Genomic DNA, 18,737 nt, shown 5'->3' with positions numbered 1-18,737 from the left:
AGCTGATGTGTTTTCCGATCTCCGAAGGCTCAAGTCCTATCTGCCATTAAAGTTTTTGATCTGGCGTTTGATATCGCGGTCTTGCTCACGGCGTTTGATGGATTCACGCTTGTCGTAATCGTGTTTCCCTTTAGCAAGGCCGATCAGGACCTTGGCATAGCCATCCTTGAGGTAGACCTTGAGTGGGACCAAGGTCATCCCAGTCCCCTTGACCTCGCCCTCTAACTGAGCAATTTGCTTCTTGCGAAGCAAGAGTTTTCGAGTTCTGGTCGGGTCTTGGTTCCAGATATTGCCCTCTTCATAGGGTGCGATATGGACATTGACCAACCAGGCCTCGCCTTTTTTAATCTGAGCAAAGCCATCCTTAAGGTTGATTCTAGCGGCTCGCACACTCTTGATTTCGGTCCCTGTCAGGACTATACCTGCTTCGACAGTATCGACAATGGTGTAGTCGTGGCGCGCTTTCTTATTTTGCGCGACCACCTGTCCTTCGCCCTTTGCCATGTTTGCCTCCTTTTTTCGCTACTTCTTTGTAAAATGGTTTCTTGCCCTTGCCTTTAGAGGCAGAGGCTTTTTTCTTATCTTTCCCAGCACCGGAATGCCCCTGGGCCTTACCTCTTGTAGGTCCTCTGCGGCCTTTTCTATCCTTACGGTCATTGCTTGATTTGAGACGCTTTTCAATAACGTCTTGATCAGATGGGAGCCATTCAAAGTCAATCTCACCTGTCAGTTTATCTGCCTTGGTTAATTGGACCCGAATCGGTTGGCCAACACGGAAGACCACGCCAGATTTTTCCCCTTGAAGGGTCAGGGTGCGTTCATTAAAGTTAAAGAACTCTGGCAAATTGGTCACATGAATCAAGCCTTCCACAGTGTTTGGCAGCTCGACAAAGAGCCCAAATTTGACAACGCTGGAAACAATCGCATCAAACTCTTCGCCAACAAATTCCTGCATGAATTCAGCCTTCTTCATAGCCTCCACCTCACGCTCGGCCTCAATGGCACGGCGTTCGAGTTGGCTAGACTGGCTAGCAATCTCAGGAACGATTGCCTCGAAATGCGTCGCTGTTTCACTCACAGCCTTGGTCCCGTAATCGCGCATCATGCGGTGGACCATAAGGTCAGGGTAACGGCGGATCGGTGAGGTAAAGTGGGTGTAGTACCCCGCAGCAAGTCCGTAGTGACCATGGTTGTTTTCGGCATATCTGGCCTGTTGCATGGAGCGCAAGAGCATCATGGAGAGGACTTCGCTATTTGGCTGGCCTGAAACCTTCGCCATAAAGTCTTGTAAAGCTTCCTGACCAATGCTACTAGCCGTTCCGTGAATCGGAATCCCAAAGGTTGAGGCATAATCGATAAAGGTCTGGAGTTTCTCAGCCTTAGGCTCCTCGTGAATCCGATAGATAAATGGCAGTTCTTTTTTGTCAAAATGCTCTGCCACCGTTTCATTGGCAACCAACATAAAGGACTCAATCATGCGTTCTGCAATCCCGCGCTGACGAACCGTGATGTCAACGGGTTTTCCAAGATTATTGACCAGGATTTTAGCTTCTTTAGTGTCAAAGTTGAGAGCACCCCGACGGACACGCATCTCCTCCAATATCTTGTGAAGTGTCACCATGTGATCCACAGAAGCTACAATCTTACCAAACTCTGAAATAGTCTCTTGGTTACCCGCAATCATCTCATTGACCGCAGTGTATGTCATGCGGTAAGTGGTTTTGATGACGGTCTGTGCCAACTGATAGTTGACCACGCGCCCCTTGTCATTAATTTCCATGATAGCTGACTGGGTTAAGCGGTCGACATTAGGATTCAGTGAGCATATGCCGTTTGACAAACGCTCTGGCAACATAGGAACGACACGGTCGGTCACATAGACAGAGGTCCCACGGCGAAGGGCTTCCTGGTCAAGGGCGGAGCCTTCCGTTACATAGTAGGAGACATCCGCAATATGAACCCCAAGCTCAAAGTTGCCATTTGGCAAGACCTTGATATGAATGGCATCGTCCAAGTCCTTGGCATCCGCCCCATCAATAGTGAAGATAATTTCATCACGCAGGTCCAATCGTCCTTCAAAATCAGCCTCCGTAGGCTTTTCTGGAATGGCATTGGCTTCTGCTAGGACCTCCTCTGAAAACTCTGAAACGATGTCCATGCTTTCCAAGACCTCAAGGACATCGATCCCAGGATCATCCACATGTCCAACAATATCCCGGAGTTCTGCCACAAAATAGTCGTGATGACGAGAAGGGTATTTGACAATATCCACCTTAACCACTTCAGTTCCTTTGAGGATTACTGCTGGCTTCTTAACGTAGATAAGCTGGGAAATTTTCTGGTTTTTGCTACGAATATAGCCAGCATACTTGGGCTTTTCATCATCAAGGACCAAAGTCCCAACAGCTGTCGTTAGGCTATGTTCCAAGACATCAACAATACGGGCCTCTGCCACAGTACCCTTGAGTCGATCTGCGGGTTTGGTCACAACGACTTCAACCGTATCTCCATCGATAGCATAACCCCCATCGTTACGACCAATAAAGACCTCTTCGACATCATCTTCTAGCATAACAAAACCAAAACCATTTTTGTGGGCTGAAAAACGTCCCTTCAAGGTCATGGCTTTTGGTTTCTTTTCTCTGATCCCGATGGTTCCATCCTTTTTAAAGGTCAGTTGGCGACGGGATTCCATGTCTGAAACGGTCTTGACTAAATTGGTAAAGTTCTTAGCACCTGCTTGGCCAAGACGGTCTGCCAAGGCATCCATAGTCATAGGGCCTTGGGCTTTTAACTGTTCTAAAATCTCTGTTTTCATGTGTCCTCTCTCTGGGCAATCGCCCTGACGACCAAAAGTCTTCTCATCTAGTCCTTTGTCTAGACAATAGAAAAAGGCCTGGTCGGCCCTTTTTCTGAATTATTGACTTGAAATAATGGCCAAAGCTAAAGCAACCGCTAACCAGAGGAAAATCAAAATCCCTGTTAAACGTTGCATCACTGCTTCAAAACCACGGGCCTTGGTACGCTCAAAGAGCGCCCCTGAACTCGCATCAAAGACGTTTGATGACTGGTTCTTTGTAGGCTGCATAAAAATCACAATTACAGTAATAACCGATAAAATTAAGAAAACTGTCAATAAAATGTTGTACATAGTCGTCACTTTCTAAAATCAATTCTCTCTATTCTACCACAAAAGCTACTTACTTTCAATATGCAAGGTTACTTTTCTCTCTTTGGGGCAGAATTTAGGCACTTGGATTTTTTCAGGATGGGTTTTGGTGTTTTTACTGGTCAGATAGTTGAGCTGGCCACAGTCACTACATTTTAAATTAATTTTAACGCGCACACTTGCTCACCTTCTGTATTATTCTTTTAGCGCTTGCCACGCAGACTGCCCAAAATACCGCGGGCCAATTCACGACCGATGGTCCTTACAGCTGAATTGATGAAGCTATCAGTTGCTTTTTCAACCGCTGATTTTGGTTTTCGTGCAGCTGCTCGCTCTGCTTTTTCAGCTTCTTTTTGCGCTTTAGCTGCTTCTTTTTCAGCAGCAATGCGTTCTTTCTCGAGACGCGCCGCTTCTTCTGCGGCCGCTTTTTCTTGCTCTTCTTGTAAGAGTTTTTCAGCTAGCAGTTCAAAGGCAGATTCGCGATCGACAGGCTCTCGGTACTTGAGTTCCATCGGCGATTGGTTGATCAATCCTTGGATGGTCATAGTGTCTACTGTGTCAAAGCTACTCATCGGTGGAAAGACTAGCGCCCGCTCAACGATACTTGGTTGCGCTGAAGCGTTTAGAAAAGAAATCAAGGCTTCCCCAACTTCTAATTCGGTAATGGCTGTCGCCACATCGATGTCTGGATTCTGTCGGAAGGTTTCGGCTGCTGTTTTGACTGCCTTGAGCTCCTTAGGCGTGTAAGCACGAAGGGCATGCTGCACCCGGTTCCCAAGCTGAGCTAGGATTGTCTCTGGCAGATCGATGGGATTTTGCGTCACAAAGAAGACCCCTACACCTTTAGAGCGAACCAGACGGACGATTTGCTCGACCTTATCTACAAAGACTTTAGGCGCATCCTTAAAGAGCAAATGGGCTTCATCAAAGAAGAAGACCAGTTTCGGCTTATCAAGATCACCAACTTCTGGAAGTGTCTCATAAAGCTCCGCTAACATCCACAAAAGGAAGGTTGAATAAAGGAGTGGCGATTGGAACAATCGATTAGCACTGAGGACATTGATAATCCCTTGACCATTGCCATCCAGCTGCATAAAGTCAGCAAGCTCTAAACCTGGCTCGCCAAAGAAAAGCTCCCCACCTTCTTGCTCCAAGGCTAAAAGACTACGTTGGATAGCACCGACAGTGACCTTGGCAATGTTCCCATACTCTGTGGTATAGGCCTTACCATTATCCGCCAGCTCGCGCAATAAAGCTTTTAAATCCTTAAGGTCAATCAACAGCCAGCCCTTTTCATCCGCAATTTTAAAGGCGATATTCATGACCCCAGTCTGGGTTTCATTGAGGTTCAAAAGGCGGGACAAGAGCAAAGGCCCCATCTCAGAAACCGTCGTCCTGACAGGGTGCCCTTGCTCACCAAAGACATCCCAAAGACGTACTGGGAAAGACTGCGGTTCAAAGCTATCTTTAAGGCCTAGCTTTTCAATTCGACCCGCTAATTTTTCAGTCACTTCACCTGGCTTAGCTAGGCTCGTCAAATCCCCTTTGATGTCTGCTAGAAAGACAGGAACCCCTGATAGGCTCAACTGTTCTGCAATGACTTTTAAGGTGACCGTCTTACCGGTCCCTGTTGCTCCTGCAATCAAGCCGTGGCGGTTAAGCATCCCTAATTCTAGTTCAACAGGATTTGCGCCCTTAGCTATTTGAATCCTTGCCATTCTAATCTCCTTTTTCACACCGATTATCTCTATCCATTATACCAAATTCCAGACCAATTTCGCCCGAAAAGCTACCATTCTTTTAAGGCAGCTTCCAGCTGGGCATAGGTTTCTTCAAGATAGCCATTATTGTCAATGACAAGGTCAGCCATTTCCTTCTTCTCATCCAGCGACAACTGTGAGGCGAGTCGTTGCTGGGCTTCAAGGGCTGTATAGCCGTTTCGCGCCATCAGGCGCTCTAACTGGGTTTTCCGATCGACATAGACCAGCCAAACCGCATCAAACCACCCGTCAAATTGCAACTCATAGAGGAGCGGAATATCCATGAAGAACAGTCGCTCTGTCTGGGCCACCTCATCCCTGCGTTTGGCTAATTCTTCACGAATAATCCCATTCTGAAGTTCCGCTGACTTGGCCCTATTGTCAGGATTGGCAAAAATGATTTCAGCCAAAACAGGCCGATTCAGCTCACCATCGGCTTTTAGGATATCCTGTCCTAGCCAATCGACCAAGACCTGATAAAGGCGACCGCCCTTGGCTTGAAGTTCATGGACCACCTCATCTGCATCGATGACCACATAGCCTTGCTCTCTCAGATAAGCGGTCACTGCTGATTTGCCAGAGGCAATCCCACCTGTTAATCCAATGATTTGACTCATACTTTTTGACACCGTGGGCAGAAATGACTACCCCGTCCTCCCACTTTGATTTTTTGAATGGTCCGGCCACAGCGAGCACACGGTTGATCAGTCTTGCCATAGACCATGAGAAAATCCTGCATGGTCCCGTCTTCGCCAAGCGCATTGCGATAGGTTCTGATGGTAGACCCCCGCTTTTCAATACCCAACTGCAAAATCCGTATCGTCTCATCGTGCAGGCGCTTGATTTGCGCTTTCTTAAGGGTGCTAGCTACTCGCTCGGGATGGACCTTGGCCGCCCACAAAACCTCGTCAACATAGATATTGCCCAGACCAGCTACCAGACTTTGCTCTAGGAGGTAGGGCTTGATTTTCTTTTGGGAGGATAGCAGAGCCGTCTCAAATGGTTTGAGCTGAAAGTCTTGCTCAGTCGGTTCTGGACCGATTTTTTTCTGGACAAAGAAAGCCTCTTCATCTGATTTGGCAATCAATTCCAAGGTTCCAAATTTGCGAACATCTTGATAGACCAAGGTTTCCCCAGAGTCTAACTGAAAGAAGGCATGGAAATGCTTGTTGTCGGGGACCGTTTCCTCAAAGAGCAGATACTTGCCTTCCATCCGCAAATGGGAAATCATGAGGCACTCGTCCAGCTCAAAAATCAGGTACTTGCCCCGCCGTCTGATGGCTTGAATGGCTTGGCCAGCCACTGTCAGGACAAAAGCTTCGGGCTCAGGCGACACCATGCGGGGCACGCGCACCTCTGCTGCCACAATCTTCTTTCTTAGCACAAGACGCTCCAAACCGCGTCGAACGGTTTCTACTTCTGGTAATTCTGGCATAGGATTCCTTTCTCTATGTTTGTCCTACCATTTGACACTGAGGTTTGCCAGATAGTCACTGCTGTACTCAGACAAGCGATGTTCTGGATTCTTTGATTCGTAAAAATCAATCATAGCAAAACCTGCCTGCAACTGTCCCCTAATTTGCGCTTCCAGAGTATGGCTAAATTCATAACCATAGGCTGGATCTACAGATCGTATCCCTTCTGCTTCTAAGTGTTTGACGTTAAAAGGGAGTTTGTAGGTGAGTTTTAAGTCTTGGTCTGGCTGATCCCAGACAACGTCCCCGTCAAGCATATAAACCCACGGATTCATATAGCCAACCATCAAAAGACCACCAGCTTTTAATACACGATAACATTCCTGCCACATATTGGTCAAGTCTTCAATATAGACATTGGATACAGGGCAAAAGATAATATCAAAGCTAGCATCCTCAAAAGGAAACCGTTTGGTCATATCTGCCTGAACGGTTTTGATGGTCAATCCTTCGCGCTCTGCTACCAGCTGATCAGATGCCAATTGCTCCTTGGAATAGTCCATAATCGTTGTATCGTACCCTTTAAGAGCAAAAATCGGTCCCTGTTGGCCGCCACCACAGGCAAGTCCTAGAAGTTTGTTTCCCCTTGTCTTATCAAACCAAGTCGCTGGTACTGTCTCACCCACTGTCAGCGATACCGCAATCGGGTTATTCTGTGCTGCCATCAATTCTTCGTGTCCAATAGGTTTGGTATAAGCATTGGCTCTATTTTTGGAGACCCTGTCCCATCTCTTTTGATTAAAAGTTAAATAATCTTCTACCGTCATACTTTCCTCTTAACAATCTAAAATATAGTTAACCGTCCGGCTCACTTCCTGAAACCCAAGAGCCTGATGAACGTTTTGACTAATGGTGTTAGACAGATCACAATTAGAAGCGAGTTGTGTCAATCCCTGGTCCTTGGCCCAGATACGAGCAAAATCGGCCAATTCTCCAGCGATTCCTCGCCTTTGACTAACTTCTAAAACACCGATACCTTCCAAATAAGCTACAGGTTTTTGAGTCGCTCCCTCGACGTAGTCCTGCCTGATAGACAGACTGATAAAGGCGACTGCTCTGCCATTTTCCCAATAAAGAAATTCATACGGAAAGGCACCAGACTGAAATCTCTCTATCAATTTGGACGAACTCGTCTGCCAAACCTTAGCCGCTAATTCAGCCCAGATTGACATGTCGTGATTACAAACAGGTCTAATAGCAGCCATCATGCCCTCCTACAAAAACACTCGCTGTAAGATATCGTCTGCGTCTCGCTCGTAAAAGAGCTCTGAGGCATTTTCTTCAAAGTAAAAATCCAGCATATCTCCCATAGAGTCAGCCAGCTCAACCTTGCCTGAGGCAATGTCTTCACGGCTTACCCAAACGACTTCCCCTTCTTCAGACGACTGAATCTCACCTGTAAACTCAGCAGTCCGATAGAGAAAGACCAGGTAGCGAATGCCGTCTCCACGGGTATGAAAATGCTTGACGCCGACTAACTCGGGATTAGAGATGGTCAAACCAGTCTCCTCAAAGATTTCTCGGACAACTGAGGCATGAAGACTCTCCTTATTCTCGACATGTCCGCCAGGCAAAGCAGCCCCATCCCAAGCGTAACGCTCTGGGCTTCTGATCTGCATGACAAATTGGCCTTGGTCGTTTTCGACTAGACACATATTGGTTAAAATCACTTGTGAATCGCGGGCCATAAATTCTCCTTCTTGCCTTCTATTCTATGACATTCCTAGGGATACATACCTATCGGGGTTTCGCTCTTTTCATTTTCTCTATTATAACAAAAAAAGCCATCAAATGATGACTTTCAAAAGTTCCTTATCATTCCCCTTACCCTCTGATGTCAAGTAAATGACACTTTTCTTCATTTAAATTACTCTCTAATTATACCACATAGTTTTTATCAAGAAAGAGACTTGATACGATTCAAGTCTCCTCTAATTATTTGTAGATAACTTTAAAGAAGCCAAGACAGTCAACCTCTACTTTATCAATATGATTGTTAACGATTTCTTTAGTCAACATATCTTAGTTAAGTAATTAATGATTCCATATAGATTGTGGCTGTCCTTACCTTCAAATGTGATTGTTGGAATTGCGTCAAAATAAGTCATAATATCTTCCTTTTGGTAAGCGTTTTCTTTTATTGTTCATAAAATATGTAGAACTGTTTGTACATTATTTTGTTTTTTTTTAGATAAATTTTAGTAGGAATTGTCTTGTTTTCTGTTCTTCATTTGTACAATAATCTTAGTAACAACTATCAATGAAGTTTGAGCTACTTCCCTTGCACAAAATCAAAAGCTTTTTTCAATGTTTTTCTAGCTTCTGGAATTTTAGGAAACATGGGATATGCATGGAAAACATTATGTTGGATATCTATCTCAACCTTGTGTTTTCTCTGTTTTAGCTTCTGATATAACTCAACACTATCATCATACAAAACTTCATTATCAGATGCGGAAAGAAAAATTGGAGGAAGGCTATCATAATCTCCATAAAAAGGTGAGATTAGCGGAGACCTCAAATAAGTTAAGTCATTCCAATTGTCTCCGAAAATAGCCTGTTTCTGAAGTTTACTATTAACTGTATCTCCAAGCATATAATCCGTCTTGGCCTTCTCTCTATGACTAGGAAAGCCGTCAGCTTGATTTGTGCAAGGAGAAAAAGCTAGAACTGCTTTAGGCATGCATAAATTGAGTTCTTTTAATTTTAGTAATAGGGAAAGCGCCAACGTTGCACCAGCACTTTCTCCTGCTACTACCATCTTAGAAACATCGACACCTCTTTCGTGTAAATATAGATAGGCTTCCAATACATCATCTAAATGTCGAGGCCACTTGTGTTCCGGAGATAGATTATAATCGATTGAAAAACAATGATAGCCAAACTTTGTCACCAAAAACTCTACGATTTCTCTTCTCTCAGCAGCAGATCCTGTAGTAAATCCGCCACCATGAATATAAAATAGTAGCTTATCATTATCTGTTTTTGTTGCTTCTTCGATAGTTAAACCATTATGTATAATTTTTTTAAATATAATTTTTTTTGAAAAATTATGAATTATTTTCTTATTATTTTCTCTTATCATATTATAATCTATGATGTCATGAGAATTTTTTTGATTCATCTTCTTCAAAAAATAATTCATAATAAAGGCTTGTAGACTCATTACTTTTCCTACTTTATATAACTATTTTTAGAGATTCTCTTGAGCAAGTTCAAATAAATGTTGTAGTTTTCTTGTAATTTATCAAATAAATTTATCTGTCAACTGTTTTCTCAGCTTTATTCATTTCAGCAAGGGCAAAAGTAATTAAACCTTTAGCTTCATTAGGTAGTACGTTACAAACCTCTTGAATACTGTTTTGTGACGCAAATTGTAAGAATAATTTATTTTCCAACAATTCAGGTGCGTATTGTTGAAGAATGCCAATTCCAACAGGATGTTCTAGAACCTGACCAAATAAGCTGTCCATTGTGTAGAATTCTTTCTCATAAGAAAGATCTGTTTCATATTCAAAATGATACTGACCAGAGCCTACTTCAAGACTTTCTTTTTCTGGCAACTCAATAACCGCGGTTGTATTGAAAGGTACAACAACATCGAAACTATATTGTCCATTTTCACATTTAGCATGACAGGAAAGAAGACCATATGGTGTCTCAAGACTAGTCTTCATTTCGGTAATTCCCTTAATAAACTGAGGCTTAATCAGAGATTTTTTGTAAGCTGGTTCAATAATTTCAAGTCCACCTAATTTTTTATACATCCACTCACCGATAGATGCAAAACTATAGTGGTTAAGTGAGTTCATTTCATATTTATTAAAGCTACCGTCATCGTTAACACCATCCCATAATTCCCAGATTGTAGTGGCTCCTAGATTAACACTGTACAACCATGATGGGCAATCCTCTTTTAGGAAAAGTGCACCTGCCTGATCGTGATTTCCTGTCTCACTTAAAACTAAAGGTAATAGGCGAGTCCCAACAAATCCTGTTGTTAAATGCTGACGATGCTCATTAAAATTGTCCAATAGACCTTGAATTGCTCGATTCTGGTCTTTTTCTTCTAATAAATCGAAGAACAAAGCTAGAGCAAATCCTGCTTGCGTTTCACTCACAATTCGACCAGTACGAGTAATATATTCCTCTTGAATAGCCGACTTTATAGTTTGATAGAGACGGTTATATGTTTCATAATCCGATTCATTTCCCAAAATTTTCGCGGTATCAGCAAGTATTTTTGTTGAATTTAAGTAGAATACGTTGGTAACAAAGTAGCGATCGGTTGTCCCTCGTTTTTCTAAAAGTGTTGGATTCAACAAGTCTTCCGTTGGTTTACGCATTGGACCTTTTTCGGCATCTAAAGCTACCCAATCGCCGAGTTGCTGTCCCTGATAGATTAAGCCATTTTCTGAAGCCAGTCCTCGGCTATATTCAACACAATCCTTTATGGTCTCATAGCGCTCTTCAAGAATACGTTTATCGCCATAATATTGCCAAAGAGCCCATGGAATAATTGCTGCAGCATCATGCCAAATAGCAATACCACCCCCAGGTCCTAAAATATTTGGACTAGCCATTGGAACACCAAGTTCACGACTCGAATCTGCTGCAACATCACGCAACCATTTTTGGTAAATTAAATTAACATTTTTATGGAAAACAGCAGTATTGATAAAAATACCAGCATCTCCAGTATATCCGAGACGTTCGTCTCGTTGCGGACAATCCGTCGGCAAATCTAAGTGGTTATCTCGTAAAGTCCAATCAATATTTTCCCATAGACGATTTACTTTTTCATCAGAAGTTTCGATCTTACCAGTTGACTCAAAGTCTGTGTGCATTACGCATGCAACAAAGTCTTTCGGTCGAATATCTTCTCCCAGTCCCTTAACTTCTACATATCTAAAACCATGGAAGGTAAATATTGGCATAAATACATCATCATTACCACTTGTGATAAAAGTATCTGTTGCTTTTGCTGTTCTTAAGTTGATAGTAAATAAATTACCATTTTCATCTAAGGCTTCTGCATGACGTAGGATAACCTCTGTTCCTTTTTTAGCCTTAATAGATGCACGAACTACACCGGTTAAGTTTTGACCGAAATCTAGTACGACTTCTCCTTTTGGAGTGATCAAAAGTTCTTTAGCTGCTAATTCTTCAACAATCCGAACAGGTTCTGTCTCTTGAGATACTAGAACAGAGTTGTCAAATTCGTAAAGATGAACTGGATGTTCTTGCTCAATGTCTTGAGAATAGTCGATTGTTTCACCATGATAAATTTCGGCATAACGACGTTGACTTCTTCGGCAAGTCCATTCCTCATTTGTGAGATGATACAATCGGTCCTCACTTTGATTTGTTAGCTCAATCTGAGCCAAAAGCGCCGTTCGATTGCCAAAATGATTTCCTTCATTACTGAATCCTAGTATTCCTTTGTACCATCCATTTGCAACTTCAATCTCGATTGTATTTTCTTCTTGTAAATAGGAACTAATATCATATGTTTGATACTGCAGACGCTTGCTATACGTTGTCCAACCTGGTGCAAAATAAGCATCTCCAACCTTTTGTCCATTAATTTTGACATCATAGATTCCCAAAGCTGAGATATATAAGCGTCCATTAAAACCCTGATTTGCCTTAAACTTTTTAGAATAAACAATAATTGCTTCTTCATCATCTTCAAAATCATGGGTAATCCATTTAGCCTTAAAATTTTCTGGGCTCAATAGACCAGTTTCAAAGGAACTTTCGTATTCAGCCTGTTCTCCATTAATGTCTGTCACATTTAGATAGACTTTATAGATTGATTTCGCTTCTAATTCAGGTCCTTGATAATCTATAAAAAGCGTTTCTTCTGCCTTGGTGATACCTGAATCCCATATGATTTGGTCCCCTTTTTTAATGACTAGCTGATAATCCTCTTGCTTATTATCAGAGATGTCTGACTCCAATTTCCAAGAAAAGGCCGGACACAAGCTATCTAAACCTATTGGGGACTTACGACCTTCAATTGTTAGCTCTTTTACTTTTAACATATTGATTTCACCTCAATTTCTACTTCTTTAGTTGCAAAGCCTTCTGCCTGAATTTTAACAAAGATGTTGCCGAGTTCTTGACCAGCTCTAATAACTGCAAGAACTTTTCCATCAAAAGTTTCACAAGAATTATCTTGATAGTGACTAATAATTTCTGGATTTGCACTTCCAAAACCTTGCAGAGTACCAGCTCCTGTGACTTCTACATTAACAATTTTACTATCTTGATTATTAAATAAGCCACTGTCATCTACAAGAGAAATATCAAGATAGGCTAAGTCTTCAGAATTATTTCTCAAAATTGACTTAGAAATATCTACGCTTACTTGTGATGCCTTATCTGCTGTAACTAAATAATCTCGGCCTGTCTCATTGCCAGCAGAATCATAGGAAACAGCTAACAACTCACCTTTTTCATATGGTACTTCATAAGTTGCTATGTACTCTTCTCTTTCACCAGTTGCTTTTTGACCAAGACTTCTTCCATTTAAAAAGAGTTCAATTGTAGGACTGTTAGAAAGAACATCGACATTAGTAACTTCTCCTTCAAATCCATTCCAAGTCCAGCTTGCAATATTATCTTTCCACATCCAAGCAGTTTGATTCGGAGTTTGCCCCTTGCGATTTAAACGCTCAACAGCTATAAATGGAGCTTTTCTGAGTCCAAAAACAATCTCTCTATAGTATGATATCGGTCTTCTAAATCCTGTGATATCGATATCTCCAATATAAGCAACACTACTCTGCCAGTTTGGCATAAAGCCCATTCGGCCGTCGTAGTAGAAAATTCCAATACCTGCTTCACCTAGATAATCGTATCCAGTCCATGTCATATCACCAATTACATGGGAATTTTCTTCAACAATACGCCAAAGCTTAGCGATATCAACTGGAAATGTTTCTGTTCCCAAAACGACTCTATTAGGGTGAGAATCATGTTCTATTTCATGTCTAGCAGTCAGATAATTATAGCCTGCAACATCTGTAGCTGCAGTAAATTCTTCTAAAGTTTCAGACAAAATACTATCAACTGCAAACGCATCTGCTAAAGGTCCTCGGAGGATATTTTGCATAGAATTCGCCTGATCACTTCCTTCACCACTATTGTTGGCTTCTTGTGCTTGAGCTTGCTGGGCAGCTAGTTCTTCTAAACTAACTCCCATGATATGAGCCATAATTTCACCCATCTTATCCATAGCAGCAATCAAACCATTAATGGCACTTGTTGTGTAGCGAGAAGGATCTAATACTTTAAATTTAGAGTGAATATCACGATTTAGCTTTGCTCCTTTAGGAGTTCCTGCTTCTTGAATCTCATTCCCTGTGATATACATGATAACAGATGGATGGTTGTAATCTTTTTCTACTAAAGCTTCCACGTCTGATTCCCAATTCTCAAGAAAATCATTCGAATAATCATTAATATTTTTTGACCTAGTCCACATATCAGATAATTCATCGAGGACCAACATACCGTATCTATCACATGCCTCTAGCATACTCTTGCTAATTGGATGATGAGAACTTCTAATGCTATTAAAACCTGCTTCTTTTAGTTGTTTCACGCGTCTTTCTTCGGCATCAGCAAAAGTTGCAGCTCCAATAACACCGTTATCATGGTGAATACACGCGCCTCTTAACTTAGTTGGCTTACCGTTGAGTTTTAATCCTTCTTCACTATCCAAACTCAAACTTCTTATACCAAAATTTTCAGTACTACTATCAAGTAATTCAGTACCTTCTACAATTTCTATTTTTGCATGATAAAGGTGTGGTGTTTCGACATCCCAAAGTTGAGGATTTTTTATGACAAATCGTTGAGAAAATATCTCGCTCGTAAATCCAAATAAAGTTACAGGAGTTATTATTTCATTAACTTTTTCTGCATTTGAATCAAAAATTGTAGTTTTCAATAAAACTTTTTTTGTTAATTTTTCTTGATGATTTATTTTTGTTCGAACTAAAACAGTTGCCACATTTTTTGAAACTTCTGGAGTATCAATTTTTACGCCATGTAACTCAATGTGGGTTAAATTTGCTAAGTGCAAATGGACAGGTCTATAAATACCACTTCCTGAATACCAACGGCTATTTTGTTCCATACTATTGTTTACAACAACTTTAATAGTATTTTCTTGACCGTATTTCAAAAATTCATCTAAACATATAGAGAAAGTTTTGTAACCGTTCTTACATCCACCCGCAAAATCTCCATTCACAAAAATTCGAGCATTCGTGTAAACTCCCTCAAACTCAACAATTGCAGTTTTAGAAGCCCAATCTTCAGGTACAAAAAAGTTTTTATTATAGTAATAAATTCCTCCAGGATAAAATCCTGTTTGATGTTTATTCTTTGTATCTTCTGTTCGTTTTTCTAAAATCATCGCATCATGAGGAAGATGAACTGTTTCAACGTCTCCCCCATTTGCTGTTGGATCAAAAATATTGATCTCTGATTTTGAAAATAGCCAGTCTGAATTCCAATTAACATTTAACATAATATTTCTCCCTGAATTGTTTATTCATTAAAATTCTCTACTAGAAAATAATTCTATTTCAAATAAGACTCTAAATAAGTTTCAAATTTTGGTGTCCACCATTCTAAATATCCTTTTTTAGTTGGATGAATAGCATCAACCATATAAAGTTTACGAAGTTCTGGACTAACATTAGTCATTTCTTGATCATCGTACAGATTAATAAGTCCAATTCCCCACTTATCTTGTAATGCTTTGACTGCAGTCACCATTTCCTCATACCTTTCACTTTTATAATAGGTATTTGTATAGAAAACAATAGGGCATTTCCAAGTATCTTGAGCATAGGAAATGATGTACTCCATAGAACCAATGATTGTTGAAGTATCAAATTCCTTTCTATCCTTAGAATCAGATATAGAACCTAAATCTTTTTTCTTTGAAGCATCATTAGTCGAAAGTTGAACAACAAATAAATCTGCTTGAATACTAGGATCAATGTTAGATTCCATTCGTTTAATATAGGATTTAGAACCAGAGTCAGTTAGTGTTGTTCCATTTACGGCCTCTTTCGTAGCGATTATTTCATCAAGCTTGACTAAATAGTCAACAAAAGATTCATCACCAGCACCTGCCCCTTTTGTGACCGAAGAACCTAAAAAGATAATTTTTTTACCTTTTAATAGACTATTTTCTTTAGTCTTTACATTTTCAACTGCGTAAGTGCTATCATTGCCTTTATTGAACCGCCATTTTTGGTTTAAATAGAGAAAAACTCCTGCATTGATAAGACTCCAAACAACTAGAATTAATCCAACAATTTTCATTATTTTTTTTACTTTCATTTCTGTCTCCTAAATATTATTAAGAAGTGTATTTATTTTCCTTAAATTAGGGATAAAAATTTTTAATAAGTCTCTGTAGCCACACATACTATATTTCTCATCAATAAACATAGCGTCTTTCATTCGTTTACATCCTCCATAGCAAGCCTCTTTAAAAGGACAACTATGACACATTATATTTATCGGATTTTTTTCTGATATAAATTGTTGAGCTTGTTTACTATTAAATAATTCTCTTAATCGTTCGTTTTGAATATTTCCCATTTTAAAATCATCTAATACATAGAAATCACATGGGAATACACTACCGTCAGCTTCAATAACATATTGAATAGAGCAGTTTCCTAACATACCACAAGCATTGACTTGTCCATTAACGAATAAATTATAGATATCATCAAATAGCTTTATACTTATATACTGTCCTTTTTCTAAGTCTCTCATCCATAATTCAAATATTTTTTTGTAAAAACTTAAGAAACGCTGGGGGGTAAGTGCAAATTTATTTTTCTTGGTTTTAATTAAATCATCTAAACAAGGTATGAATTGAACATATTCAATTTTTTCTTCCTTTAGATATTTGTATACTTTTTTAGGTTCCCTAGCTAATAAATTTGTTAAAACACAAAGAATATTAAAATCCAACTGATATTTCTCGAATAATTCTTTTGTTTTTTTTACTCGAAAGTATGTCCCCCTTTTCTTAACATCAATTCGGGATAAATCATGAAACTCAGGCAACCCATCTATAGATAAACCGATTAAGAAATTATGCTTTTTAAAGAAAGAGCACCAACGTTCGGTTATAATCATTCCATTTGTTTGAATAGCATATTGAACATTAATTTTCTTTTCCTGTTTATTAACTACTTCAACAAGATTTTCAAAATAAGATAACCCTGCTAAAGTTGGCTCACCACCTTGAAAGGTTAGCGTTAATTTATCTCCATCTTCTAAATCCAAATAAATTTGTTCTATCATATTCTTTGTGATTTCAGGTGTCATCTTCCCATAAGAAGTCACTTCACGCATTGAACTTACATCTGCATAAAAACAATATTTACATCTAATGTTACAAATGGAGGAAGTAGGCTTTATCATCACAGAAATATGCTTCATAATGAATCCTCTTTAATATTAATGAAATCTACTACTCAAGACGGCAATATATTTCATCATCGGAGATTGTTCGGGAGGAAATACAGTGTCAATCCAAGTAAACATTTCTTGTACAGTAATTAGTTCCTTATTAGAAACTGAGGATATCAAAATATTAGTTACTGTCGAAACATGCTCTTCTGGTAAATATCTTATAATGTCACAATAGATGTTAACAGCTCCTCTCTCCCATTTTTTTGACTTCAAAGCCTCTGGAATACGAACTTGAACCTCTTCTTTTCTCTGTTTCTCAATTAGAGATTGACTAATAGTACCTTCTTGAGGAAACCCAAAACGTGTAAGTCGTTCTGGAGGACAATCATTTTCCTTCATGAGTTTGATCATTGCATTGGCCATCTCTGTTTCTTGAGAGCTATCTAAAATTTCATGTTGCTGCTTAGGATCATTTTTTATATTAAACAGCTTACTTCCAAAATTAATAGGATCGGTAAGACCAATATTCGCTTTAATTTTCATAGTGGGTAAATTCTTTGTGAATTTAAAGGGTTCCTGCAAAGTTAAATTGATCATTTCAGAAGGTTGAAATCTACTACTCATGTGAGTCGGCATCAATGTATATTCATAAAATTCTGTTCCTTCTCGAGGAGCTCTCATATAGACCCATTCCCCATCTGTTATATTCGTATGGGCATTATGGTAACCAAAAAGAACATGCTTGCGAGTTGGTGAGTTATTCGCAATTGTACTTAACAAAGATACCCCTTGCATATCTTTAGGTTTTTTAATATTAAAGAAATCCAATAAGGTGACGGGTAAATCAATAATTTGCGTCAACTGATGACGTCTTTCTTTTTTTATTTTTGAAATTGGATCATAAATAAAAAGGGGGGTGTGGGCGATTTCCTCGTAAACAGGCATAATTGACTTACTCCACCAATCATGCTCTCCTAATAAAAAGCCATGATCAGTATTTACAATTAGCAAAGTATCTTCCCAAAGATTATACTCGTCCATCTTATCTAGAACTTTACCTAAATAAAAATCACACATTGTGATAAGAGCTGCGTATTCATACCTCATATGCTCAATATCTTTTGATGTTTCATTCGTAATAGGATAATAAGGCGGCCAATCACCCAATGTTCCATCATAATTATGCTCAAACGCTTTTTTATAGATTTCTTGAGAGAAAAATGGTTCATGGGGATCAAACGTCTCAATTTGTAAAAACCAGTTATCTTCTTTATGATTAGCATCAATAAAGTCTAAACCTGATTTAAATGTTTGAGCCTGTGGCATTTTTTCCTCAGAATCCAAAAATTTACGATTTACTTCATCATAATAATTTCTTTGTGAATTTCCGATTAAACACTGATGTGTTGCTTCAATTAATTCTGGTAATACCTTCCAGTTATCTCCTTCTTGACCACGATGTAATTCAAAAGATGAATATCTATTATGATAGGTGGCACCTCCATCTTCCCAATAATGTTTATGATCAGTTGTAAGGTGGGTATAAATACCATTATTTTTTAAAAGCTCAGGCATGGAATCATCAAAAGGTTCTATTGGACCCCAAGAACGGTGTTGAAAATTATAACGACCTGTATGAAGATCACGACGAGCTGGCATGCAGGGCATACTAGCAACATAATTAGAATCAAAAGTAACAGATTCTTGGCGTAACCTATCAAAATTAGGAGTTTTAATCCACTCACAACCATATGGTTCTAACATCTCTCGATTTAGAGAATCAAACATTACCATTATAGCTTTCATCCAAGTCAACTCCTTATATCTAAAATTAATAACGTAAACAACAAATTAAAGCGGCAGGTTGTTTAC

General features: G+C 39.7%; 16 protein-coding genes. All 16 read right to left on the bottom strand.

What is annotated here, in order from left to right:
* Positions 1–36: 36 nt before the first annotated feature.
* The 16 genes from smpB to J2S23_RS01850 all read right to left on the bottom strand — a co-directional run bounded on the left by smpB (position 37) and on the right by J2S23_RS01850 (position 18,671).
* On the bottom strand, positions 37–504 hold the full coding sequence (smpB, locus tag J2S23_RS01925) for an SsrA-binding protein SmpB (RefSeq protein ID WP_307121084.1): 468 nt from the start codon (positions 502–504) through the stop codon (positions 37–39).
* Positions 467–2,818 (bottom strand): ribonuclease R, encoded by a 2,352-nt coding sequence (gene rnr, locus J2S23_RS01920; RefSeq protein ID WP_307121083.1) that lies wholly within the window; start codon positions 2,816–2,818, stop codon positions 467–469. The genes smpB and rnr overlap by 38 nt, the downstream gene beginning before the upstream one ends.
* Positions 2,819–2,917: 99 nt before the next feature.
* A complete protein-coding gene (gene secG / locus J2S23_RS01915) occupies positions 2,918–3,151 on the bottom strand; it encodes a preprotein translocase subunit SecG (RefSeq protein WP_307121082.1) in 234 nt (77 codons plus the stop codon).
* Positions 3,152–3,196: 45 nt separating this feature from the next.
* On the bottom strand, positions 3,197–3,346 hold the full coding sequence (gene rpmG, locus J2S23_RS01910; RefSeq protein WP_307121081.1) for a 50S ribosomal protein L33: 150 nt from the start codon (positions 3,344–3,346) through the stop codon (positions 3,197–3,199).
* 26 nt (positions 3,347–3,372) lie between these two features.
* Positions 3,373–4,887, bottom strand: a complete 1,515-nt coding sequence (locus J2S23_RS01905; protein ID WP_307121080.1) for a helicase HerA-like domain-containing protein — start codon at positions 4,885–4,887, stop codon at positions 3,373–3,375.
* Between the two features lie 71 nt (positions 4,888–4,958).
* A complete protein-coding gene (coaE, locus tag J2S23_RS01900) occupies positions 4,959–5,546 on the bottom strand; it encodes a dephospho-CoA kinase (RefSeq protein ID WP_307121079.1) in 588 nt (195 codons plus the stop codon).
* Positions 5,543–6,364, bottom strand: a complete 822-nt coding sequence (mutM, locus tag J2S23_RS01895) for a DNA-formamidopyrimidine glycosylase (protein ID WP_307121078.1) — start codon at positions 6,362–6,364, stop codon at positions 5,543–5,545. Before mutM ends, coaE begins: the two co-directional genes overlap by 4 nt.
* A 24-nt stretch (positions 6,365–6,388) precedes the next feature.
* Complete coding sequence (locus J2S23_RS01890; RefSeq protein ID WP_307121077.1) at positions 6,389–7,171, bottom strand: class I SAM-dependent methyltransferase; 783 nt, start codon at positions 7,169–7,171, stop codon at positions 6,389–6,391.
* Positions 7,172–7,180: 9 nt separating this feature from the next.
* Positions 7,181–7,609 carry a GNAT family N-acetyltransferase gene (locus J2S23_RS01885; protein ID WP_307121076.1) on the bottom strand — a complete coding sequence of 143 codons (429 nt, stop codon included), beginning with the start codon at positions 7,607–7,609 and terminating at the stop codon, positions 7,181–7,183.
* 9 nt (positions 7,610–7,618) lie between these two features.
* On the bottom strand, positions 7,619–8,092 hold the full coding sequence (locus J2S23_RS01880) for an 8-oxo-dGTP diphosphatase (protein WP_307121075.1): 474 nt from the start codon (positions 8,090–8,092) through the stop codon (positions 7,619–7,621).
* Positions 8,093–8,676: 584 nt separating this feature from the next.
* Positions 8,677–9,570, bottom strand: a complete 894-nt coding sequence (locus tag J2S23_RS01875) for an alpha/beta hydrolase (RefSeq protein WP_307121074.1) — start codon at positions 9,568–9,570, stop codon at positions 8,677–8,679.
* A gap of 91 nt (positions 9,571–9,661) precedes the next feature.
* A complete protein-coding gene (locus tag J2S23_RS01870) occupies positions 9,662–12,451 on the bottom strand; it encodes an alpha-L-rhamnosidase (protein WP_307121073.1) in 2,790 nt (929 codons plus the stop codon).
* Entirely contained in the window at positions 12,445–14,949 is a 2,505-nt protein-coding gene (locus J2S23_RS01865; protein WP_307121072.1) for a glycoside hydrolase family 2 protein, read from the bottom strand. Before J2S23_RS01865 ends, J2S23_RS01870 begins: the two co-directional genes overlap by 7 nt.
* A 53-nt stretch (positions 14,950–15,002) precedes the next feature.
* Positions 15,003–15,773, bottom strand: a complete 771-nt coding sequence (locus J2S23_RS01860; RefSeq protein WP_307121071.1) for an SGNH/GDSL hydrolase family protein — start codon at positions 15,771–15,773, stop codon at positions 15,003–15,005.
* A gap of 9 nt (positions 15,774–15,782) precedes the next feature.
* Positions 15,783–16,892 (bottom strand): radical SAM/SPASM domain-containing protein, encoded by a 1,110-nt coding sequence (locus J2S23_RS01855; protein WP_307121070.1) that lies wholly within the window; start codon positions 16,890–16,892, stop codon positions 15,783–15,785.
* Positions 16,893–16,910: 18 nt separating this feature from the next.
* Positions 16,911–18,671 carry a sulfatase gene (locus tag J2S23_RS01850; RefSeq protein WP_307121069.1) on the bottom strand — a complete coding sequence of 587 codons (1,761 nt, stop codon included), beginning with the start codon at positions 18,669–18,671 and terminating at the stop codon, positions 16,911–16,913.
* Positions 18,672–18,737: the final 66 nt, after the last annotated feature.

It is taken from the genome of Streptococcus moroccensis (assembly GCF_030812835.1).
Taxonomy (GTDB): Bacteria; Bacillota; Bacilli; order Lactobacillales; family Streptococcaceae; genus Streptococcus; species Streptococcus moroccensis.
Note: the sequence above shows the minus strand (reverse complement) of the source record. Positions and strands in the feature narration are given on the sequence as shown.